At 66.7% G+C, this 21,664-nt stretch carries 23 protein-coding genes; 2 read left to right on the top strand and 21 right to left on the bottom strand.

Annotated elements, in window-relative coordinates; translation table 11 throughout:
- Window positions 1-281: 281 nt before the first annotated feature.
- From murA to ACFXHE_RS41820, 5 genes are all read right to left on the bottom strand, one after another.
- Window positions 282-1,544 (bottom strand): UDP-N-acetylglucosamine 1-carboxyvinyltransferase, encoded by a 1,263-nt coding sequence (murA, locus tag ACFXHE_RS41840; protein ID WP_364623179.1) that lies wholly within the window; start codon window positions 1,542-1,544, stop codon window positions 282-284.
- A 10-nt stretch (window positions 1,545-1,554) separates the two neighbouring features.
- Window positions 1,555-2,148, bottom strand: coding sequence for a cob(I)yrinic acid a,c-diamide adenosyltransferase (locus tag ACFXHE_RS41835; RefSeq protein ID WP_354849562.1), 594 nt, complete (start codon window positions 2,146-2,148; stop codon window positions 1,555-1,557).
- A gap of 9 nt (window positions 2,149-2,157) precedes the next feature.
- Complete coding sequence (locus ACFXHE_RS41830; protein WP_354849582.1) at window positions 2,158-2,580, bottom strand: DUF2550 domain-containing protein; 423 nt, start codon at window positions 2,578-2,580, stop codon at window positions 2,158-2,160.
- A gap of 187 nt (window positions 2,581-2,767) precedes the next feature.
- Entirely contained in the window at window positions 2,768-2,932 is a 165-nt protein-coding gene (locus ACFXHE_RS41825) for an MspA family porin (protein WP_379390921.1), read from the bottom strand.
- On the bottom strand, window positions 2,860-3,090 hold the full coding sequence (locus ACFXHE_RS41820; RefSeq protein WP_379390919.1) for an MspA family porin: 231 nt from the start codon (window positions 3,088-3,090) through the stop codon (window positions 2,860-2,862). The genes ACFXHE_RS41825 and ACFXHE_RS41820 overlap by 73 nt, the downstream gene beginning before the upstream one ends.
- A gap of 263 nt (window positions 3,091-3,353) precedes the next feature.
- Here ACFXHE_RS41820 and ACFXHE_RS41815 point away from each other — a divergent pair, with 263 nt between their 5' ends.
- Window positions 3,354-4,445, top strand: a complete 1,092-nt coding sequence (locus ACFXHE_RS41815; RefSeq protein ID WP_379390914.1) for an NAD(P)-dependent alcohol dehydrogenase — start codon at window positions 3,354-3,356, stop codon at window positions 4,443-4,445.
- A gap of 120 nt (window positions 4,446-4,565) precedes the next feature.
- Here ACFXHE_RS41815 and ACFXHE_RS41810 read toward each other — a convergent pair whose 3' ends face one another.
- From ACFXHE_RS41810 to ACFXHE_RS41760, 11 genes are all read right to left on the bottom strand, one after another.
- On the bottom strand, window positions 4,566-4,943 hold the full coding sequence (locus tag ACFXHE_RS41810; protein WP_379390912.1) for a F0F1 ATP synthase subunit epsilon: 378 nt from the start codon (window positions 4,941-4,943) through the stop codon (window positions 4,566-4,568).
- A 6-nt stretch (window positions 4,944-4,949) separates the two neighbouring features.
- Window positions 4,950-6,380, bottom strand: a complete 1,431-nt coding sequence (gene atpD / locus ACFXHE_RS41805) for a F0F1 ATP synthase subunit beta (protein WP_157388301.1) — start codon at window positions 6,378-6,380, stop codon at window positions 4,950-4,952.
- 18 nt (window positions 6,381-6,398) lie between these two features.
- A complete protein-coding gene (locus ACFXHE_RS41800) occupies window positions 6,399-7,367 on the bottom strand; it encodes a F0F1 ATP synthase subunit gamma (protein ID WP_379390910.1) in 969 nt (322 codons plus the stop codon).
- A 57-nt stretch (window positions 7,368-7,424) separates the two neighbouring features.
- The gene (atpA, locus tag ACFXHE_RS41795) at window positions 7,425-9,062 is read right to left on the bottom strand and encodes a F0F1 ATP synthase subunit alpha (protein ID WP_379390908.1); all 1,638 of its coding nucleotides are present in this window, start codon (window positions 9,060-9,062) and stop codon (window positions 7,425-7,427) included.
- An 89-nt stretch (window positions 9,063-9,151) separates the two neighbouring features.
- Complete coding sequence (locus ACFXHE_RS41790; RefSeq protein WP_379390906.1) at window positions 9,152-9,961, bottom strand: F0F1 ATP synthase subunit delta; 810 nt, start codon at window positions 9,959-9,961, stop codon at window positions 9,152-9,154.
- Window positions 9,962-9,980: 19 nt separating this feature from the next.
- Window positions 9,981-10,535, bottom strand: a complete 555-nt coding sequence (locus ACFXHE_RS41785) for a F0F1 ATP synthase subunit B (RefSeq protein ID WP_379390904.1) — start codon at window positions 10,533-10,535, stop codon at window positions 9,981-9,983.
- A gap of 26 nt (window positions 10,536-10,561) precedes the next feature.
- Window positions 10,562-10,807 carry an ATP synthase F0 subunit C gene (locus tag ACFXHE_RS41780; protein WP_357289659.1) on the bottom strand — a complete coding sequence of 82 codons (246 nt, stop codon included), beginning with the start codon at window positions 10,805-10,807 and terminating at the stop codon, window positions 10,562-10,564.
- A 75-nt stretch (window positions 10,808-10,882) separates the two neighbouring features.
- Window positions 10,883-11,608 (bottom strand): F0F1 ATP synthase subunit A, encoded by a 726-nt coding sequence (gene atpB / locus ACFXHE_RS41775; RefSeq protein ID WP_379390917.1) that lies wholly within the window; start codon window positions 11,606-11,608, stop codon window positions 10,883-10,885.
- A gap of 416 nt (window positions 11,609-12,024) precedes the next feature.
- Window positions 12,025-12,453 (bottom strand): hypothetical protein, encoded by a 429-nt coding sequence (locus ACFXHE_RS41770; protein WP_379390902.1) that lies wholly within the window; start codon window positions 12,451-12,453, stop codon window positions 12,025-12,027.
- An 11-nt stretch (window positions 12,454-12,464) separates the two neighbouring features.
- Window positions 12,465-13,661, bottom strand: a complete 1,197-nt coding sequence (locus tag ACFXHE_RS41765) for an MraY family glycosyltransferase (protein WP_354849539.1) — start codon at window positions 13,659-13,661, stop codon at window positions 12,465-12,467.
- A gap of 11 nt (window positions 13,662-13,672) precedes the next feature.
- The gene (locus ACFXHE_RS41760) at window positions 13,673-14,338 is read right to left on the bottom strand and encodes an L-threonylcarbamoyladenylate synthase (RefSeq protein WP_379390899.1); all 666 of its coding nucleotides are present in this window, start codon (window positions 14,336-14,338) and stop codon (window positions 13,673-13,675) included.
- A gap of 286 nt (window positions 14,339-14,624) precedes the next feature.
- Between ACFXHE_RS41760 and ACFXHE_RS41755 the strand changes: the two genes are divergently transcribed.
- A complete protein-coding gene (locus ACFXHE_RS41755; protein ID WP_379390897.1) occupies window positions 14,625-14,918 on the top strand; it encodes a DUF427 domain-containing protein in 294 nt (97 codons plus the stop codon).
- 3 nt (window positions 14,919-14,921) lie between these two features.
- Here the strand turns inward: ACFXHE_RS41755 and prmC are convergent, their stop codons facing one another.
- From prmC to thrB, 5 genes are all read right to left on the bottom strand, one after another.
- A complete protein-coding gene (prmC, locus tag ACFXHE_RS41750) occupies window positions 14,922-15,800 on the bottom strand; it encodes a peptide chain release factor N(5)-glutamine methyltransferase (protein WP_379390895.1) in 879 nt (292 codons plus the stop codon).
- A 210-nt stretch (window positions 15,801-16,010) separates the two neighbouring features.
- Entirely contained in the window at window positions 16,011-17,090 is a 1,080-nt protein-coding gene (gene prfA / locus ACFXHE_RS41745) for a peptide chain release factor 1 (protein WP_379390893.1), read from the bottom strand.
- A 134-nt stretch (window positions 17,091-17,224) separates the two neighbouring features.
- On the bottom strand, window positions 17,225-17,446 hold the full coding sequence (gene rpmE / locus ACFXHE_RS41740) for a 50S ribosomal protein L31 (protein ID WP_040856062.1): 222 nt from the start codon (window positions 17,444-17,446) through the stop codon (window positions 17,225-17,227).
- A gap of 818 nt (window positions 17,447-18,264) precedes the next feature.
- Entirely contained in the window at window positions 18,265-20,346 is a 2,082-nt protein-coding gene (gene rho, locus ACFXHE_RS41735; protein ID WP_379390890.1) for a transcription termination factor Rho, read from the bottom strand.
- A 343-nt stretch (window positions 20,347-20,689) separates the two neighbouring features.
- Window positions 20,690-21,646 (bottom strand): homoserine kinase, encoded by a 957-nt coding sequence (thrB, locus tag ACFXHE_RS41730; protein ID WP_379390888.1) that lies wholly within the window; start codon window positions 21,644-21,646, stop codon window positions 20,690-20,692.
- Window positions 21,647-21,664: the final 18 nt, after the last annotated feature.

Below are 21,664 nucleotides of genomic sequence, written 5' to 3'. Positions count from 1 at the left end.
ATCGACACACTATTGAGTTCTCAAAGAACACACGCACAAACGATCTCCCGGGCTCTTAGTCCCGCTCGATCGTGAGGCAACTTTTACAGCTTAGCCCCGTCCGCACAGCAGAACCAAATCCGCTGGTTGGCTGGGAGCTAGTGTGATCATCAGGCGAAGCTCGTCTCACCGGAGTCGGTGTCCGTGTCGCTCTGACCTGGAATAAGTTACGTGTTGGTTGTTCGCATGTCAAATCGCCTGTTCAGGACGGGTTTTCGCGAACCCGTCCCGACACCGGCTGTTCAGTCCGCGGTTCCGACCCGTTCGATCCGGGCTCCGAGCGAGCGCAGGTTCTCCACGAAATCCGGGTAGCCACGGTCGATGTGGAAGACATCGTGGACCTCGGTGACACCGTCGGCGACCAGACCCGCGAGCACCAGACCCGCGCCGGCGCGAATGTCCGACGACCACACCGGCGCCGAGGACAGTCGCGGAATCCCCCGCACCACAGCGTGATGCCCGTCGGTGCGGGCATCCGCGCCCAGGCGAATCATCTCTTCGACGAAGCGGAAGCGCGCCTCGAAAATGTTCTCGGTGATCATCGAGGTGCCGTCGGCGATCGCGGCCAGGCCGATTGCCATCGGCTGCAGATCGGTGGGGAACCCGGGGAACGGCAGGGTCGAGAAGTTCACGGCGCGAGGGCGATCCGCCTGCACCACGCGAAAACCATCCGGTTCGAACGAGATTCGCGCGCCCGCGGAGCGCAGCTTGTCCAGCACCAGGGACAGGTGCTTGGGGTTGATGCCGGTCACCCGCACGTCGCCGGTGGTCATGGCGGCGGCGATACCCCAGGTCGCTGCGACGATGCGATCACCGATCACCCGGTGGGTGGTCGGCGAGAGCTTGTCCACGCCCTCGATGGTCAGCACCGAGGTGCCCGCGCCGGAGATCTTCGCGCCCATCCGCGCCAGCATGTTGCAGAGATCCACGATCTCCGGTTCACGCGCGGCATTGTCGATGACCGTCTCCCCCTCGGCCAGCACCGCGGCCATCAGGATGTTCTCGGTCGCGCCGACCGACGGGAAGTCCAGACGGATCCGAGCGCCCTGCAGCTCCTCCGCGCGCGCCACCAGGCAGCCGTGCTCGATCTCGGAGGTCGCGCCCAGCAGTCGCAGACCGGCCTGATGCATATCCAGCGGGCGCGAACCGATGGCGTCACCGCCCGGGAGCGCCACCACGGCCCGCTTGCAGCGCGCCATCAGCGGACCCAGCACACACACCGAGGCACGGAACTGAGTGACGGCCGGGAAGTCCGCGTGGTATTTCGGTTCCGGCGGCGTCGCGATGGTCACGGTCTCGTGGTCGACGGTGACGTCACATCCGAGACCACGCAGCACCTCGGCCATGAGCGGCACGTCGAGGATGTCCGGGCAGTTCGTGATGGTGGTCGTCCCCTCGGCCAGCAACGCGGCGGCCATCAGCTTGAGGACGCTGTTCTTCGCGCCGCCTACCGCGACCTCACCGACGAGCCTGCTGCCCCCGGTCACCAGAAACCGTTCACTCACGGGGGTCAGCCTAGTGGTCCTCTCTCGCGCTCGCGGCGTCTCCGCCCGGCCGCCAGAGTATGTCGCCGTCGGGATTGGCGACCCGGCCGAGGATGAACAGCAGGTCGGACAGCCGGTTGAGATATTTGGCGGGCAGCGCGTTCGTGTCGTCCGGGTGCGCCGCGACTGCGGCCCACGCCGAACGCTCGGCGCGTCGCGCCACGGTGCGGGCGGTGTGCAGCAGTGCCGCCAGCGGTGTGCCGCCGGGCAGGATGAACGAATTCAACGGCGCCAGAGGCTCATTGAACTCGTCGCACCACTTCTCGAGGCGGTCGATGTAGACCTGGGTGATGCGCAGCGGCGGGTACTTGGGCTCCGCGACAACGGGCGTGGACAGGTCCGCGCCGGCGTCGAACAAATCGTTCTGTATCGAACGCAGCACACCGAGCATCCGCTCGTCCGGCTGCCCGAGCGCGATGGCGACACCCAGTGCGGCATTGGTTTCGTCACAGTCGGCGTAGGCGATCAGCCGCGGGTCGGTCTTGGCCACCCGCGAGAAATCGCTCAGCCCCGTGGTGCCGTCGTCGCCGGTCCGCGTGTAGATCCGCGTCAAGTGAACGCTCACAGGGTCACACTATCCGGCGCGGCGGCGGCGAATTCGCTCGGAGGGCCGGGATTCCACCCAGGAGAGGAAGGCGGCCATGGCGCCGCGGTCGAGTGCCAGCTCGTAGCTGCCGTCACCGTCGGAGACCTGGACGATGACCTCGTCGGTCATGATGTCGTACTCGTCGTCCTGCGGGGACCGCCGCGGGCCCACCTCGATGGCGAGCCGGCGCATGGTGGAATCGGGGCCGAGCTTGAGGCTGGAGAGTTTGTAGAAGAGGAGCGTGTCCTCGTCGTAACGGATCAGGCCGTGCCGCCAGCCCCCGCCGTGGCCGCGCGCGGGCAGCACGCGCAGCAGGGCGGCGGTTCCGCCGCGGCGCAGCATCACCAGGCGATACGTCGAGGCCAGGGCCAGGCCGACAAGCAGCAACACCAGAATGATCAGAAGCCACATCCCGGTTTGCAATGCCGCTCCGTCCCTTCACATCCGCGTTGCTGTCGATCTCTGACCGGCCGACGGCCGGGCCCCGCTTTCGGTCGATAGTAGCGACCGCGGAAACGCGAAGTCCGGCCATCCACCGAATGTGACGTATGCGCTGATCAGCAGGGTGCAGAAGATATATCAACCCATGGTGAACGGCTCACGGTAAAAGCACCAGGTTGCCGATGTAGATCAAGCTGTCGACCTCGACCGCCACGAACGAGCGCACCTGGGCGTAACCGCCGCACCCGTTCACCGCGAAGGTCTCGTCCGTCCAGCTGACCCCGGCGTGTGGGCCGGGACCCTGTTGTAGCCCCTCGGGCAGCCCCGAGGTCGGGGCAATGTCGCCGGGCAGATTGTGGCAGTGGTGCCGAGCAGATTGTTCTGAGTCGCCTGCGTCATGTCGGCCGTCTCCCCGCCGCTGACGCCGCTGTTCATTCCACCGATATCCACCTGACAGCCGACCGCATAGCCGGTACGCATCGTGGCGGGAGAGCCGAAGGCTTTTGAATAGCCGGTACTTTGCCGAACGCTTCAGATCACATCCGGGGACCGGCGAATGCATTTAGCCACGTTGGGTAACCAAGGTCTCAATTACGGCACAAAGCATCCGAAAACCTCGGCCGCTTACCAGCTCCCGGCGGCAAGAGCCGAACGCGCGACCCGCTGAGCGGGATCGGCGATGGCCGTAAACTGGAACACGTTCTTATGCTCCGGACAATTGGGATGTCTTGGAAGGAGATTCCGTGGAAATTACCGCTGCGGTGGCCCGGGGAGCGGACGTGCCGTTCTCGATGGAGACCCTCACCCTGGAGGAACCGCGACCGGGCGAGGTGCTGGTGCGCCTCGTCGCGTCCGGGGTCTGCCACACCGACCTGGTCACCAAGGGCGTGTTTCCCGCCGATTTGCCGATCGTGCTCGGACACGAGGGCGCCGGGATCGTCGAGCAGATTGGCTCGGAGGTAACCGGAATCGAAGTCGGTGACCATGTGCTGCTCACCTATGCCAGTTGTGGAACCTGTTCGCGATGCGCCAACGGGCTTCCGCCCTATTGCGAGAATTTCGTCATTCTGAACACCTCGGGCGGACGCGCGGATTTCACCTCGCCGCTGAGCAGCAATGGCGAACGCGTGATGGGCGCGTTCTTCGGGCAATCGAGTTTCGCCACCCACGCACTGGTGCCGGCGCGCAGTGTCGTGGTGGTCGACAAGGACGTGGACCTGGTGGCCACCTCCCCGTTCGGGTGCGGTGTGCAGACCGGTGCGGGCGCGGTCGCCAATGTCATGAAGCCGGGGCCGAACGACTCGCTGGCCATCTTCGGCGTCGGCGGCGTCGGGATGGCGGCCCTCATGGCGGCCCGTGCCATCGGCGTGGGAACCATTGTCGCCATTGACCTTTCCACCGATCGGCTGGCCGTGGCCAAGGAGCTCGGCGCGGACGTCACCATCGACGGCACGGCCGAGGACGTGGTGGCGCAAATCGTCGCGGCGACCAATGGTGGCGCGAACTTCGCGCTCGACACGACCGCCCTCAATGCCGTCATCGCCAAGGGCCTGGAGGCGTTGGCCCCCATGGGCACGCTCGTGCTCGTCGGGCTGGGAGAGGCCAGCATGGACCTCGAAATCGGCCACCTCACCGGCAACGGCAAGGCCGTCCGGGGCTGCATCGAGGGCAGTGGCGATCCACAGCAATTCATTCCGCAACTGCTGCAATGGCATGCCGAAGGCAAGTTCCCGATCGAGAAGATCAGTAAGACCTACGCCTTCACCGATATCGACGCCGCGGTAGCGGACGCCCACCACGGCACCACGATCAAGCCCATTCTCACCTTCCAGTGAGAACGACACACTCGCGCGCGGCTGGTGCCGGGCGCGAGTGCGGGTCGGTCTGAACGCGAAAAAGCGGCGGCCCCAGGGTTTTTCCCTGGGACCGCCGCTCTCGGTTTCAGCGCCGGAAGGCTAGGCAGACGCCGCCTTCTCGACCGCCCGCAGCTGGCCCTGTGCCTTGGTCAGCGCGGCCGGGCTCGCATCCGGGTCGGCGACAACGGCCTTGGCGGCCGCCTCGTCGATATCGAAGGCGAAATCGGCGGATTCGGCCAGCACGCGCACCGAAGTGGCGGTGACCGAGAAGAACCCGCCGTGCACGGCCACGACCACACGCTCGTCGTCGTCGGACACGATGGTCACGGTGCCGGCCTCGACCAGCTGCCCGAGCAGCGGTTCGTGGCCGGCCAGGATGCCGATCTCACCCTCCGTGGTCTGAGCCGAGACGAACTTCGCCCGGCCCGACCAGAGCAGCCGCTCGACGGCGACCAGATCAACTGACATATCCGCCATGGTGGACTACTTCCCGGCGATCTTCTTCGCAGCAGCCTCGACGTCGTCCAGGCCACCGCAGGAGTTGAACGCCTGCTCCGGCAGGTGGTCGAACTCGCCCTTGCAGACCCGATCGAAGTCGTCGATGGTCTGCTCCAGCGGCACGACGGAACCCTCCTGGCCGGTGAACTTCTCGGCCACGATGAAGTTCTGGCCCAGGAACTTCTCCAGGCGACGGGCGCGACCGACGAGGACCTTGTCCTCTTCGGAGAGCTCGTCCATGCCCAGAATCGCGATGATGTCCTGGAGTTCCTTGTACTTCTGCAGGATTCGCTTGACCTCGTTGGCCACCCGGAAGTGACGCTCGCCGACGATCGAGGCCTCGAGGATTCGCGAGGTCGACGACAGCGGGTCGACGGCCGGGTAGATGCCCTTCTGCGAAATCGGACGCGACAGCTCGGTGGTGGCGTCCAGGTGCGCGAAGGTGGTGGCCGGCGCGGGGTCGGTGTAGTCGTCCGCGGGCACGTAGATCGCCTGCATCGAGGTGATCGAGCGGCCACGGGTCGAGGTGATGCGCTCCTGCAGCTGACCCATCTCGTCCGCCAGGGTCGGCTGGTAACCGACGGCCGAAGGCATACGACCCAGCAGGGTCGAGACCTCGGAACCGGCCTGGGTGAAACGGAAGATGTTGTCGATGAACAGCAGAACGTCCTGGTTCTGCACGTCGCGGAAGTACTCGGCCATGGTCAGGGCCGAGAGGGCGACGCGCATACGCGTCCCCGGCGGCTCGTCCATCTGGCCGAAGACGAGGGCGGTGTCCTGGAGGACGCCCATCTCTTCCATTTCCAGGTGCAGGTCGGTGCCCTCACGGGTGCGCTCACCGACGCCCGCGAACACGGACGTACCGGAGAACTCACGCGCGATACGGGTGATCATCTCCTGGATCAGCACGGTCTTGCCGACACCGGCACCACCGAACAGACCGATCTTGCCACCCTTCACGTACGGGGTGAGCAGGTCGATGACCTTGATACCCGTCTCCAGGATCTCGGTCTTGCCCTCGAGCTGGTCGAAGGCGGGCGGCTGGCGGTGGATGCCCCACTGCTCGCCGTCGCGGCCCAGGCCGGGGGTGTCGAGGCAGTCGCCGAGCGCGTTGAACACGTGACCCTTGACGACGTCACCGACGGGCACCGAGATCGGCTTGCCGGTGTCGCGCACCTCGGCGCCACGGATCAGACCGTCGGTCGGCTGCATCGAGATGGTGCGAACGATGTTGTCGCCCAGGTGCTGCGCGACCTCGAGGGTCAGGGTCTTGGCCACGGACGCGAGCGCGATGTCCACGTTCAGGGCGTTGTACAGGTCGGGAATGGAACCGCGCGGGAACTCGACGTCCACGACGGGTCCGATGACGCGGGCGACACGGCCTGTGCCGACCCGGGTTTCAGTAGCTGCGGTCATTGGTTCTCTTCCTGGGCCTTAGTCGCGGTCCGAGCTCGACGCCAGCGCGTTGGCGCCACCGACGATTTCCGTGATTTCCTGCGTAATCTGTGCCTGGCGCAACGAGTTCGCGGTCCGGGTCAGCGAGTTGACCAGATCCGTGGCGTTGTCCGTCGCGGCCTTCATGGCGGTGCGGCGCGCAGCCGACTCCGATGCCGCCGCCTCGAGCAGCGACGAGTAGATCCGAGTGTTGACATACTTCGGCAGCAGCGCGCCCAGCAGGCGATCCGCGTCCGGCTCGAACTCGTACTGGGCGACCGGCTCCGAGATTCCGTCGGTGAAGCTGTCCGGACCCATCTCGAAGTTCTCGTCCACGAACGTCACCTGGATCGGCGCCAGGCGACGCACCTCCGGCTGCTGCGACAGCATCGACACGAAACGCGTGTAGACGATGTGCAGTTCGTCGACGCCGGCCATGGTGCCGGCCCCGTTCGAGGACGCCACCTCACCGTCGGATCCGGCCATGAACGCCTCGACCAGGTGGTTGCACGCGGCGGACGCGTCCACGTAGTTCGGCTGCTGGGAGAAGCCCAGCCAGGAACCGTTCACGGTGCGACGGCGGAAGGTGTAGTACGTCAGGCCCTTCGCGCCCATCACGTACAGCACCGGCTCCTTGCCCTCGGTGCGCAGCGTGGTCATGAGCTCCTCGGCGCGCTTGAGCACGTTGGAGTTGTAACCACCGCACATACCGCGGTCGGAGGTGATGACCAGAACCGCTGCGCGGCGCGGGTTCTCACGCTCGGTGAGCAGCGGGTGGTTGAGATTCCCACTGGCGCTCGCCAGTTCGGCGAGCACCTTGGTGATCTCCTCCGCGTACGGCTTGGCGGCGGCAACGCGGGCCTGCGCCTTGCTGATTCGCGAGGTCGCGATCAGTTCCTGCGCCTTGGTGATCTTCTTGATCGAGCTCACGGAACGAATACGGGAGCGAAGTTCACGCACGCTTGGCATTAGCGGTTCACACTCCCTTCATTCGTCGATTCGGTCATTCGCATGTGCTCGTCTCGATTACTTCTCGACGTGCTTGCGGGTGACGGAAAGAGACTCGACCTCTTCGTGGTCCAGCTGGCCGGCCTCGGCCTCGACGACGCGAGTGCCGTCGGACGCCAGGAAGCCCTGCTTGAACTTGTCGGTCGCGGCCTTGATGGCGTCGGCGGCCTCGCCCTCGAGCACCTTGGCGCCGCCCTGCAGGGCGTCGAAGGAGGACTGCACGGTGGCGTGCAGGCTCTCCAGCAGCTCGGCGTTGAAGCGGCGGATGTCGCCGACCGGGACGGAGTCGTAGTAGCCGCCGTCCACCAGGAACAGCGAAACGACCTGGTCCTCAACCGAAACCGGGGCGTACTGGTCCTGCTTGAGCAGCTCGACCCAGCGCGCGCCACGCTCCAGCTGGGCCAGCGAGGCGGCATCCAGGTCGGAGGCGAAGGCGGAGAACGCCTCGAGCTCACGGTAGGAGGCCAGCTCCAGACGCAGCGAACCGGAGACCTTCTTCATGGCCTTGGTCTGCGCGGCACCACCGACTCGGGACACCGAGATACCGACGTTGATGGCCGGGCGGACACCCTTGTTGAAGAGGTCCGACTCCAGGAACACCTGGCCGTCGGTGATGGAGATGACGTTGGTCGGGATGAACGCCGAGACGTCGTTGGCCTTGGTCTCGATGATCGGCAGACCGGTCATCGAGCCCGCGCCCAGCGCGTCGGACAGCTTCGCGCAACGCTCCAGCAGACGCGAGTGCAGGTAGAAGACGTCACCCGGGTACGCCTCGCGGCCCGGCGGGCGACGCAGCAGCAGCGAGATGGCGCGGTAGGCCTCGGCCTGCTTGGACAGGTCGTCGAACACGATCAGGACGTGCTTGCCCTGGTACATCCAGTGCTGGCCGAGGGCCGAACCGGTGTAGGGGGCCAGCCACTTGAAGCCGGCGGAGTCCGACGCGGGCGCCGCGACGATGGTGGTGTACTCCATCGCGCCGTGCGCCTCGAGCGCGGACTTCACACCCGCGATGGTGGAGCCCTTCTGGCCGATCGCGACGTAGATGCAGCGCACCTGCTTCGACGGATCGCCGGTGGCCCAGTTGGCCTTCTGGTTGATGATGGCGTCGATGCAGACCGCGGTCTTACCGGTCTTGCGGTCGCCGATGACCAGCTGACGCTGGCCGCGGCCGATGGCGGTCAGGGCGTCGATGGCGGTGATGCCGGTGGCCATGGGCTCACCGACCGGCTGACGCTCCAGCACGGTCGCGGCCTGCAGCTCGAGCACGCGGCGCTCGTCGGCCTCGATCTCGCCCAGGCCGTCGATCGGCGCGCCCAGCGGGTCGATGACGCGGCCGAGGAACTTGTCGCCCACGGGAACCGAGAGCACGTCGCCGGTGCGGCGGACCTGCTGGCCCTCTTCGATGGTGTCGAACTCACCCAGGATGACGGCACCGATCGCGGTGTCCTCCAGGTTCAGCGCCACGCCGAGGACGCCGCCCGGGAACTCCAGCAGCTCGTTGGCCATCGCGGACGGCAGGCCGCTGATGTGGGCGATACCGTCGCCGGTGTCGGTGACGACACCGACCTCTTCGATGGAGGTCTCGGGGGTGTAGCTCTGGGTGTAGCTCTCGATCGCGCTACGGATCTCATCGGGGGAGATCGTCAGCTCCGCCATGTTCTTCCTGCTCTCGCTGTGGTCTCGAATGTCGGTGTGTTGGTGCCTCGCCGGCGAGCCGGCAATGCTGCGCAGTTCGGCGTTCGTCTCTAAGCGAGAGACTGACGCAAGCGCTGGAGGCGGCCGACGGCGCTGCCGTCGATCAGGTCGTCGCCCACGCGCACGACGACGCCGGCCAGCAGGCTCGGGTCCTCCTGCACGTGCACCGTGACGGGCTTGTCGTAGATGCGCTGCAGCGAAGCCGCCAGGTGCTCACGCTGCTGCGGCGTCAGGGCCACCGCGGCACGGACGTGCGCCACGATCTGCTCCCGGAGCGAGGCCGCCAGGTCGGACAGCTCGTCGATGGCCGCGCCGGCATCGCCCGTGTGGCGCAGCACGGCCTGCTCGGCCAGCTGCAGGGTGATGCCCTCGACCTTGCCCGCGAGCAGACGCTGCACCAGGGCGAGCTTGGCTTCCGCCGGCTTGCCGTGGTCCTGCAGCGCCTGCTCCAGGTCCGGGTTGTCGTCGATGATCCGGGCCAGCCGGAACAGCTCGTCCTCGACGGCGTCCAGGCGGCCACGCTCGTCCGCGGCGCGCAGCAGCGCTTCGCGGCCGAGCAGGACCAGCGTGTCGACCAGATCGCGGGCCCGCGACCAGTCCTGGGCCACCGCCGTGGTCAGCACGGCCAGGGTGGTGCCGCTGATCTTGCCGCCGAAGACGCGTTCGGCCAGCTCGGCGCGCGCCGAACTCGACACCGACTTATCCGCGAGCGCCACACGCAGCGAACGCTGGTCGTCGAGGACGGCGACAACGGCGAACAGTTCCGACCCCGTAGTAGCCGCGACGGTGTCGCTACCGGTCAGAGCGGCCCGAAGAGCTTCCCGCGCACGGGAACTCGCCTCGCGGCTCGCTGCGTACATGCTTCCCACTTTCGCGTCGTTACCTTCCGACCCCGATGCCGGCGTTCGCGTCCAGTTCCGCCAGGAACCGGTCGATCGACGCCGCCTGCTTGGCCTCGTCGGCCACCGACTGACCGATGATCTTCTCGGCCAGGTCGACCGCGGTACGGCCCAGCTCGGACCGCAGCTCGGTCACGATCTGCTGGCGCTGTGCCTCCAGCTGCGAGTGACCGGCGGCCACGATGCGGTCGGCCTCGGCCTGCGCATCGGTACGCATCTGCGACAGGATGGCCGCACCCTGGGTGCGAGCTTCCTCACGGATACGGGCAGCCTCGAGGCGAGCCTCGGCCAGCTGCTCCTGGTACTGCTGCAGGGTGGCCTGCGCCTCGGCCTGCACGGCCTCGGCCTTGGCGATACCGCCCTCGATCTTCTCGGAACGCTCGTCGAGCACCTTGGTCAGGCGCGGGACGACGTACTTGGCGAAGACAAAGGCGATAACGATGAAGACGATCGCAGACCAGACAATGTCATAGGTCTTGGGGACGAGGGGATTGATATCCTCCCCGGCCGCCGCGGCCAAATACATGCTGTTCATCGTTGATTCCTAGTCTTTGGCCGGAATCAGAAAATGAAGCCGGCGACGAGACCGATCAGCGCCAGGGCCTCGGTGAACGCGATACCCAGGAACATGTTGGTCCGGATGGTGCCCATCAGCTCGGGCTGGCGGGCGATGCCCTCGATGGCCTTACCAACGACGATGCCAACACCGATGCCGGGGCCGATCGCAGCGAGGCCGTAACCGATGGCGCCGAAGCCCTTGGACTTGGACTCGGCAACTTCAGCAGCCAGGTACGAGAGGGTGCTCATGTGTGTTTCATTCCCTTTCTGTCGCCCACCCGCCGGGCGGCGTGGAAGGCAGGTTTGTGATGTTGGTGCGGTCGGTCAGTGAGAGTCGGCGTGCTGCGCCAGACCGATGTAGACAGCGGTCAGCAGCGCGAACACGTACGCCTGCAGGAAAACCACCAGCAGCTCGAAGAGGGTGAAGCCGAAGCCCGCGAGCAGCGAGAACGGCGAGAACACCTTCATCCAGGAGACGGCATCGAACAGGAAGAACTGGGTGGCACTGAAGAACAGCACCAACATGATGTGGCCTGCCAGCATGTTCGCCATGAGACGGACTGTCAGCGTGAACGGGCGCAGCACGAAGGTCGAGATGAACTCGATCGGGATCAGCAGCACGTGCAGCGCGGGCGGCACATTCGGCACCACGATGGACGAGCGCATGTATTTCACGAAGCCGTACTTCTTGATGCCCACGTAGTTGAAGGTGATGTAGGCGACGACCGCCAGCACCAGGGGCATGCCGATTCGCGCGTTCGACGAGATGTTCAGGCCCGGGATAACACCCGAGATGTTCAGGAACAGCACCGTGAAGAAGATCGACGCGATCAGCGGGAAGAACTTCTTGCCGGATTCCTTGCCGAGCACCTCGTCGCAGATCTGCTCCTTGACGAACACCAGACCGGATTCGGCGACATTCTGGAGTCCGCGCGGAACCAGCTGCGGCCGACGGAAAGCGGCGAACATCACAGCCAGGAGAACGACCGACATGAGGATGCGAATCAGCATCAAACGGTCGAGCTCGAAAGGCGTCCCCTCGAACAGCACTGCTGGAGGGAAGAAGTCGTTGAGTGACGGCGCGTGGAACTCGCCCGCCAAAATGGTGACGCTCAGCGTTCTCTCCCGTGGTCGGCCGCAGGAGATAGTTTTCTCCTGCGGTTCGATCGGACATTGACGATCTGGTGGGTCGACTCAGGTCGGCTCGAAGTTCGTCAGCAGCTGTGGCATCACGCCCTGGCGTCTGTACGCGCGTCGGCGACATCGTCGACGGTGCAGAACCGTGACCCTATGGGTCCGGTACGGCTGTAAGCATAACCTGCTCTCAGGCGGGTCTAAGGTGACCCCCCCTGTTGATTCGGTTGGCTACAGGTAAAGAGTTTATCAAGTTATCTACGACAATGCGTAGGGGGTCGCGGAAACGCGTGATGAACGCTGTTCCGCCAGGTCGCCGCGGGGGTACCGGACTACAGGTCGCGGTCCACCTGCACGGTCGGAACCCGTTGGCGCAGAAGACCGTACGTCTCCGCGCCCAGCACGATGAGCAGGGCACCGACCACCGTGCAGAACAGGGCGCCGCGGCTGTAGAAGTCGTACTGCTGGAGCACTGCGACGACAATCACTGTCAGCAGCAGCTTTCCGACCCAGCTGCCGAGCAGCACGATGCCCTGCAGGCCGGATTCGATCTTGGCGCTGAACAACACCGACGCCGCGGTGGTGAGGATGAAGGCGCCACCCAGGGCGGCGCCGATCAACGCGCCCCACAGGCCGGGCAGGCCCGCGAAGACGGTCGAGAGGATGGCCGAAACCACAACCAGCACAGCCAAACCGGCGATGCCATAGCGCAGTGCCGCGCGCAGCGGGGCGTCGGGACCGGGATCGGAAGGCGTGCTCACGTTCAGCAACTCTACCCGGCGGCGTGATCGCGATCGCGGGGCGGTTTGCGGACGGAGTTGATCTTCAGTTCCCGCCAGGACGGCACCGCGGTGACGATCAGCGCGAAAACCAGTCCGGCCGCGAACAGCAGCACCACCATGCGCCGATCCGAGATCAGCGAGGTCCCGACCGCGCCGAATGCGAGCACACTCACCCACAGATAGATCACCAGCACCACGCGGCGCTGCGAATGCCCGATCTGCAGCAAACGGTGATGCAGATGCATTTTGTCCGGAGTGGAAAAACTCACACCTGCGCGAACACGACGGACCACCGCCAAAACAAGATCGAGTACCGGAATGAACATCACCGCACCCACCAGCAACAACGGCGACAGCAGACCCACGATGTCGCGCGGGCCGTAACCCTGCAGCGGAATTCGACCGGAAGCGCCGGTGGAGACCGCGGCCAGCATCAATCCGATGAGCATGGATCCGGTATCACCCATGAAAATGCGGGCCGGAGAGAAATTGTGCGGCAGGAATCCCAGGCACGCACCGGCCAGCGCCGCGGCCAGCAGTGCGGGCGGATAGGTGTCGGTGGAACCGCCCACCTCGTAGAGCAAACCCACGGTGAACACGAAAACCGCGACCGCCGCGATGAAACCGAGGCCCGCGGCCAAACCGTCCAGGCCGTCCACGAAATTCATGGCATTCACGACCGTCACCGTGATGCCCACCGTCACCAGACCACCCTGGAGCGGATCGAGCACCACGGTCTCGTTCGTGAAGGGGTTGTAGATGGCCACCCAGCTCAGGCCCATCACCGCCATCACGCCCGCCGCGGTGATCTGGCCGACCAGCTTGGTCAGCCAGTCCAGGCCCCAGCGGTCGTCGATGATGCCGACCAGCACGATGAGCGTGGCCGCGGCCAGCACCGCCGGAATGTCCTTGGGATAGTCGAATCCGCGGCGCAGGGCGGGCAGCTGGTGGGCGAACAGCACGGCCGCCAGCAGGCCCAGATAGATGCCCAGCCCGCCCATTCGCGGAATCGGCTTCACGTGCACATCGCGCTCACGCGGAATGGCGACCGCGCCGAAGGCGATGGCCAGCACCCGGATTCCACCGGTGGTCAGGTAGGCGATGACCGTGGCGACGAGCAGCACCAGCAGCAGCTCCCGCAGCGGGACGACCGCGCCCTGGCTGAATACGCCCTGACTCAGCAGCATTTAACGGGCCGTCACCGCGCGCCCGCCTGACGGAGCTCCTCGGGCGACATGCCGAGCACCTCCGCGACCTTGTCGACCGGCACCGCGCCCTCGCGCAGAATGCGCGGGGTGTCGGCGGTGAGATCGACGATGGTGGACGCCACCGCGTGATCGGCCGGTCCGCCGTCGAGGTACACCCCGACCAGATCGCCCAGCTGCGCCTGCGCCTGCGCCACCGTGGTGGCGGGCGGCTGCCCGGAGACGTTCGCGCTCGACACCGCCAGCGGACCCACCTCGCGCAGCAGCTCCAGCGCGACCGGGTGCAGCGGCATGCGCAGCATCACCGTGCCGCGCGCGTCACCCAGATCCCAGGCCAGCGAAGGAGCCTGCTGCACAACGAGACTCAGCCCGCCCGGCCAGAAGGCGCGGATCAGCTCGCGGGCCTGCGGGCGCACCGAGAAGACCAGTCCGTCGATGGTGTTCCACGACCCGACCAGCACCGGCACCGGCATGTCCCGCCCGCGCCGCTTGGCGGCCAGCAGCGCGCTCACCGCCTGACTGTCGAACGCGTCGGCAGCGAGTCCGTAGAGCGTGTCGGTCGGAATGACGGCCAATCGCCCGGACTTCAGCGTGCTGCGCGCGGCACTCAGGCCGACGGCGCGGGAGTCGGGATCGGCACAGTCGTAGACGGTACTCACGGCTGACATCTTGGCACGGATCAACTCTCGACAGCTCTCAGGGGCAAGCCCCTGAAACCCCGGGAATCCCGGGGGCTCCGCCCCCGAACCCCCGACGAGCCGTTGGAGCCCGAGCCTTGAACCCCCGGCCGAGCGGTGGAGCCCCGACCCCGAACCCTCGACGAAGCGTCGGAGCCCCGGCTGCCCCGAACGCCGACCGGGTAAGTGCGACGGCCGGCAAGCGCTGGAAAGGGCCCTTGCGGCTCCGGGCGAACGTAGGCTCGGGGCAACGAAGGAGGCACGACTCATGATGCGTGCGATCTGGAACGGGACGGTTATCGCCGAGGCTCCGCGGACCGTGGAGGTCGAGGGGAATCAGTACTTTCCGGTGGAGTCGTTGAAGCGGGAGTTCTTCAGCGAGAGCTCTCACCACACCGTGTGCCCATGGAAGGGCATTGCGAGCTACTACTCGGTCACGGTGGATGGGAAGGAGAATCCCGACGCGGCCTGGTACTACCCGAAGCCGAGCCCGCTGGCGCGCAAGATCAAGGATCATGTCGCGTTCTGGCACGGCGTGGAGATCGAGGGCAGCCCCGAGTAACCGTCAGTCAGCGGTGCGGCGGGCCACGACGAAGCGGGGCTTTCCGGCGAGGTCGGGGTGTTCGACGATGTCGGTGAAGTCGCCGTGGGCGGCGAAGAGGGCGGCGACGCCGGAGCCGTTGGTGTCGTCGTGTTCGACTGCCACCGTGCCGTCTTCGCGCAGCAGGCGGGCGATGGTGGCGGTCATGGGGCGGATGACGGACAGGCCGTCGGGGCCGCCGAAGAGGGCGCGGTGCGGGTCGTGGTCGATCACCTCGGGATCGAGTTCGGCGTCCTCGGGGATGTAGGGCGGGTTGCAGACGACCACGTCCACTCGGCCGTTGAGCTGCTCGAGGATGGCGGGGTCGGTGACGTCGCCGGCGTGCAGGTCGATCGGGGTGTCGCCCTCGTCGGCCAGTTGCAGCGCATTGCGGCGGGCCCAGGCCAGGGCCTCGGTGTCGAGTTCGACGGCATGCACCTGGGCGTCGGGGCGGGCGTGGGCGATGGCCAGGGCCAGGGCGCCGGAACCGGTGCACAGGTCCACCACGATCGGCTGATGCTCGTGGCCGAGGGCTTCGAGCTGAGCGAGCGCCCAGGCGAACAGCAATTCCGTCTCCGGGCGTGGGACGAAGACGCCGGGGCCGACCGCGAGGTCGATCTCCCCCATCGCCGCGGTGCCCGTAAGGTGCTGCAGCGGAACGCGTTCCGCCCGTCGGGCGACCAGCTTGCGATACTCCTCCAGCTGGTCGGGAGTGAGCATGGGCATGAGGGCGAGGCGCCCGCGATCGACGCCCAGCACATGTGCCGCAAGGTATTCCGCGTCGGCCTGGGGGCTGTGGACCCCGGCCGCGGCCAGGATCTCGACGGCCTCCCGGACGGCGGGGCGCAACGGTACACGACTCACGGTTCGCAGCCTTTCACTCCCCCGCCTCTCCGAGCCTTCAGCGGACGGCCAAGAGCCGTCGACCGCCATGCATCCGTGCCGACGGTCACGTGCCGAACCGATTCTGGACGTACCCGAGGAGTTAATTCGAGCGCGACGAAATCAGTTGTCACGTTGGGAGACGATACTGGCCGCCGAACGCTGACTGTGATGGTATGCCGGTTATTCCGCTTATTCCGCGGCGAGGCGGGCGGCGCGGTCGGCTTCGCCCAGGGCGTTGAACAGGTCATCGAGGTTGCCGTCCAGCACCGAGTCCAGGTTGTGCGCCTTGAAGCCGATGCGGTGATCGGCGATGCGGTTCTCCGGGAAGTTGTAGGTGCGGATGCGCTCGGAGCGGTCCACCGTGCGGATCTGCGAGGCGCGGCCCGCGGCCGCGTCGGCATCGGCCTGTTCCTCGGCGAGGGCCTGCAGGCGCGCCGCCAGCACCTGCTTGGCGCGAATCTTGTTCTGCAGCTGCGAGCGTTCGTTCTGGCAGGTCACCACCAGGCCGGTGGGCAGGTGGGTGATGCGCACGGCCGAGTCGGTGGTGTTGACGCCCTGGCCGCCCTTGCCGGAGGACCGGTAGACGTCGATCCGTAGGTCCTTCTCGTCGATCTCGACTTCCTCGACCTCGTCCGGCTCCGGGTACACCAGTACGCCCGCGGCCGAAGTGTGAATGCGCCCTTGGGATTCGGTGACCGGCACACGCTGCACGCGGTGCACGCCGCCCTCGAACTTGAGCTTGGACCACACGCCGTCGCGGGTCGCTTCCTTGCTCTTGATGGAGAAGCTGGCGTCCTTGTACCCGTCCAGATCGGAGTAGGTGACCCCGAGCACCTCGACCTTCCAGCCGTGCCGTTCCGCGTAGCGCAGGTACATACGGGCCAGATCGGAGGCGAACAGCGCCGATTCCTCGCCGCCCTCACCGGATTTCACCTCGAGGATGACATCGTCGGAGTCGTGCGGGTCACGCGGCGCGAGCAGATCGGTGAGCTGCTTGTCCAGCTCCTCCACCTGCTCCTGCAGGCCCGGGACCTCGGCGGCGAAGGACGAATCGTCGGCCGCGAGCTCCTCGGCGGCCGCGAGATCCTCGCGCGCGGTCTTCAGCCTGTTGTAGGTGGCCATGATCGGGCCGAGCTCGGCGAAACGCTTGCCGACGCGACGGGCCGCGCCCGGGTCATTGTGCAGCGAAGGGTCGGCGAGCTGGGTTTCCAGCCCCTGGTATTCGGCCAGGATGTCGTCGATCGCGTTGGGGGCCGTCTTGTCGGCCATCGCGGTTCCTCCAGTCGGGGTGTCGGGCTGGCACACCCGGAAAGTATGTGTGAGCTGTCTCAGCTCCTGCGAGCAGGTCCACAAACGCACCGACGCCCGGCCCGCGGGGTGCGGGACGGGCGTCGGCGGGACAGCTACTTGGCAGCCTTGTCGCGCTTGCCGTAGCGGGCCTCGAAGCGAGCCACGCGGCCACCGGTGTCCAGAATCTTCTGCTTGCCCGTGTAGAACGGGTGGCACTGGGAGCAGACCTCGACCGTGATCTGGCCCGACTCCTTGGTGCTCTTGGTCTGGAAGGTGTTGCCGCAGCCACACACGACCGTGGTGTCCACGTACGTGGGGTGAATTCCTGCCTTCATGGGTGTCCTTTCGAAAGGCTCCGGGTCGCCTGGCGATGCGAGACGTGAACCGGAACCGACTAGGCATGGTTGCCGACGGAACAGTATATGTGCCGCTGGCGAGTGGTCGTCACGAGGGGTGACACCGTCCTGAACAGGTGGTTGGACCGGTTTGTTCCCGGCCGCTCCCCCATAAAACTACGGGCACGCATATTCCGGGTATTCCAGTGAGGCTGGAAGTCGAGTAGCTCGCTACTCAGGACTACGAACACTCATGTTCATAGAGTTTGTCCAGGTGAGAGTCCCGCGACCATCGGAAGGACGGCAGTGACCAGGAAGGACGCGACGATCGGGGGTCCGTCCCCCGTCACCGTGCACGCCGAGGCCGGGAGAGCAGACCGGCGGCGCGCGGAGCTCGCCGCGGGGGCGATCCTGATCACACTGACGCTGCTGGCGGTAGCGGGCTGGTGGATGGCTCCCGGAGAGTCCGGCAATGCGGTGGGTCCGCTGAACCCGACCCCCATCCCGCCGCGGGGGGACGCCACCCTCACCTACACAGCGGTCACGGCAGCGGACGTGTCCGGTGCCGTGACCGCGCTCATTCTCGGCTTCATGATCGCCGGCGGCGCGCTGATCGGACTGTTCTTCTACTCCCCCGCCTCCCCGAAACTTCAGCGGACGGCCGAGTGCCGCGAGAGTCCCGACCCGTGCCGCCGGTCCGTAGCCCCTCGAGTTTCGGGCGTACCCGGCGAGTTACCCTCATCGGCACGAAATCAGTTGTCGCGCTTTCGAAACGAAAACGGGGGCTCCGCCGGTGCGGAGCCCCCGTTTCGTTTTCGTCATTCGTCGAGTGCGCCCGGGGCGGTCTTGGAGACCGTCATCAGGAATTCGACATTGCTCTTGGTCTTCTTCAACCGGTCGACCAGCAGGTCGATGGCCTGATGTGAATCCAGGCCGGAGAGCACGCGGCGCAGCTTGTGCAGGACCGCGGCCTCGTCGGGCGACATCAGCAGATCGTCGCGGCGGGTGCCGGACGGGTTGACGTCGACCGCCGGGAACACGCGGCGCTCGGCGATCTTGCGGTCGAGCTTGAGCTCGGCGTTACCCGTGCCCTTGAACTCCTCGAAGATGACCGTGTCACCGGTGGAACCGGTCTCCACCATCGCGGTGGCGATGATGGTGAGCGAACCGCCGTTCTCGATATTGCGGGCCGCGCCGAGGAACCGCTTGGGCGGGTACAGCGCGGTGGAATCCACACCACCGGAAAGGATTCGGCCCGAGGCCGGGGACGAGTTGTTGTACGCACGGCCCAATCGGGTGATCGAGTCGAGCAGCACGACGACGTCCTGCCCCTGCTCCACCAGGCGCTTGGCGCGCTCGATGGCGAGCTCGGCGACCGAGGTGTGGTCGCTCGGCGGCCGGTCGAACGTGGAGGCGATGACCTCGCCGCGCACCGAGCGCTGCATATCGGTCACTTCCTCGGGACGCTCGTCCACCAGCACCACCATCAGGTAGCACTCCGGGTTGTTCACCGAGATCGCGTTCGCGATGTCCTGCATGATCGTGGTCTTACCCGCCTTGGGCGGGGACACGATCAGCGCGCGCTGGCCCTTACCGATCGGCATGATCAGATCGATGATGCGCGTGGTCAGCTTGTTCGGCTGGGTCTCCAGCCGCAGTCGCTGGTTCGGGTACAGCGGGGTCAGCTTGTTGAATTCCGGTCGGCGCTTGGCACTTTCGATGTCCGCGCCATTGACCGTGTCCAACCGCACCAGCGGATCGAACTTCTGCCGCTGGTTGCTCTGATCGCCGTCGCGCGGGGCGCGGACCGCACCGGTGATGGCGTCACCGCGGCGCAGGCCGTTCTTGCGGACCAGGTTCATCGAGACGTACACGTCGTTCGGGCCGGCCAGGTAGCCGGAGGTGCGGACGAACGCGTAGTTGTCGAGCACGTCGAGGATGCCGGCGACCGGCTGCAGGACGTCGTCCTCGCGGATCTCCATCTCGCGGGCCTCGCCACCGGTGGCGCCGCCCTCGCGGTCCCGCCCGCGACGACGCTCACGGAAGCGACGACCCCGGCGGCCGCGGCCGCCTTCCTCGTCGTCACCGCCGCGATCATCGCGCTGGTTGCCGCGGCCGGCACCGTTCTGGCTCTGCTGGTTGCGCTCACCCTGGTCGCCGCGCTGACTGCTGCGCTCACCCTGGTCGCGACGCTCGCCCTGGCGATCGCCCTGGTTGCCACGCTCGCGACGGCGCTCGCCGCCCTCCTGCTCGCCCTTGTCGGCGGCAGGAGCCTCGGCGGTGGTCTCGGCGGTGGCGGCGCCACGCTGCTCGCGGCCCCGGCGCTGGCGACCGCGGCCGCGCTGGCCGCCGTCCCGGCTGTCGTCGCCGCCTTCGGCGCGGGCGTTCTCGCCCTCCTCGCGCTTGGATTCGCGAGTCTCCGAAGCGTTTTGGCGCGACTCGGTGTCGGCCTTGCGCGCTTCGACCTTGTCCGCGTGGCCGGCCTTCGCCTCCGCCTTCACCTCGGCAGTGGCCGGAGCGGAGTCGGCAACAGCAGCGGCCTTCTTCACCTCGCGCGCGGGGGCCGACACGGACTCTCCGCCGTTCGACGCGTCCTCGGCCTTGGCCTTCGCGTTCCGCGTGGGCTTGCCGCCGGTGGCGGCAACAGGCTTGGCGCCCCCGGCCTGGTTCTCCTTGATAGCGGCGATGAGATCACCCTTACGCATCCCGGAAGTGCCTCGGATACCGAGCTCTCCCGCAAGCGCACGCAACTGCGGCAACAACATTCCAGTCAGCCCCGATCGTGCGACGTCAGTTTGTTCGCTCATCTTCGAAATCTGTCCGGAGTCACTTTCGCGGCTACCCGAGGACGCTGAATCACTATCCGTCCCGGGTGTCGCGAGCAGGTCCGTATCTGTCACGGAAATCCTTTCCTTCCCTCGACCGCCGTGTGCCTGTTCGAGGGTTCCTCCTGCAGTCCGGTCACGTGCCGGACTCGGATGCCGTATCGCCTGTCTCGCCGGGCCGGTGGGGTTGCCACCACGTGGGCTTCGCCACCGAGTGCTGGTGCTCATCCAACTGACAAGGTGGGAGAGATCATTCCAGTTGACTGGCTACCCCCAAGTTTCGAGCCTCAAGCCTCGAGCCTGAGCAAGGAGCCTCTGGAGCGATTTGCCCTGATGAAGCACCGGCGTCTGACGCGCACGATGTACGGACTCGCTCAGGATAGCTCCCACCTTTTGCATCGGCAAGGCAGGCGCGCTGTCAATCCACCGAGACGCCGCCGGCGATGCCCGGCTCGAGAACGCGCATGCCGTCCGCGATGGCGAGTTCACGCAGTTCTTCGGGGAATTCGCTGGTCGCGAAGGCGAGCACGGTCGGGCCCGCGCCCGACACGGTGGCCGCGATGCCCGCGGCACGCAACCGCTCCACCCATTTGGTGGTGAGCGGCAGCGCCGAGGCGCGGTAGCCCTGGTGTAGCCGGTCGGCCGTGGCGGGAAGCAGCAGGTCGGGCCGCTGCGTCAAGGCAACTACCGCGAGCGCGGACCGGCTGGCATTGAAGGCCGCGTCCACGTGCGGAACCGTCTCCGGGAGCAGGCCGCGGGTGTGCGCGGTGGCGGAACGCTCCTCGGGAATGAGCACCACGGGCCGCAGCGAGGGATGCGGCTCCAGCCGCACCGCACGGTACAGGCGGGCGTGATGCGCGTCGGCACTGCCGTTTTCGTCCGCCGAACGGTCGGTTTCCGTCCAGCACACCACGAATCCGCCCAGGATGCTGGCGGACGAATTATCCGGGTGGCCTTCAAATTCTCCGGCCAGCTGGACCAGCACGTCATCGCCGTAGGCCAGCTCCGGATCGAACTTCGCGGCCAGCCCGCGCCCGGCCGCCAGGCCGCCCACCGCGGCCGACGCCGACGAGCCCATGCCCCGCGAGTGCGGAATCACGTTGCGGCACACCACGTCCAGGCCGTCGGCCCAGACACCCGCGGCCTGCAGGCCGCGCTCGACGGCGCGCACCACCAGATGCGAAGGGCCCCAGGGCACATCGTCGGCGCCCTCGCCCTCCACCCTGATGGTCAGCCCGGAGTCGGTGGTGGACACCGTGATCTCGTCGTACAGCCCCAAAGCGATTCCGAGGGAATCGAAACCCGGGCCCAGGTTGGCGCTCGACGCCGGAACCCGCACGGTGACGGAGATTCCGGCGGGCAGCGTCCGCGTCATGAGCTGAGCGTCACGAGA

The organism is Nocardia sp. NPDC059229 (assembly GCF_042754165.1).
GTDB lineage: Bacteria > Actinomycetota > Actinomycetes > Mycobacteriales > Mycobacteriaceae > Nocardia.
The sequence above is the reverse complement of the archived record's forward strand: the minus strand, read 5'-3'. Positions and strand labels throughout refer to the sequence as shown.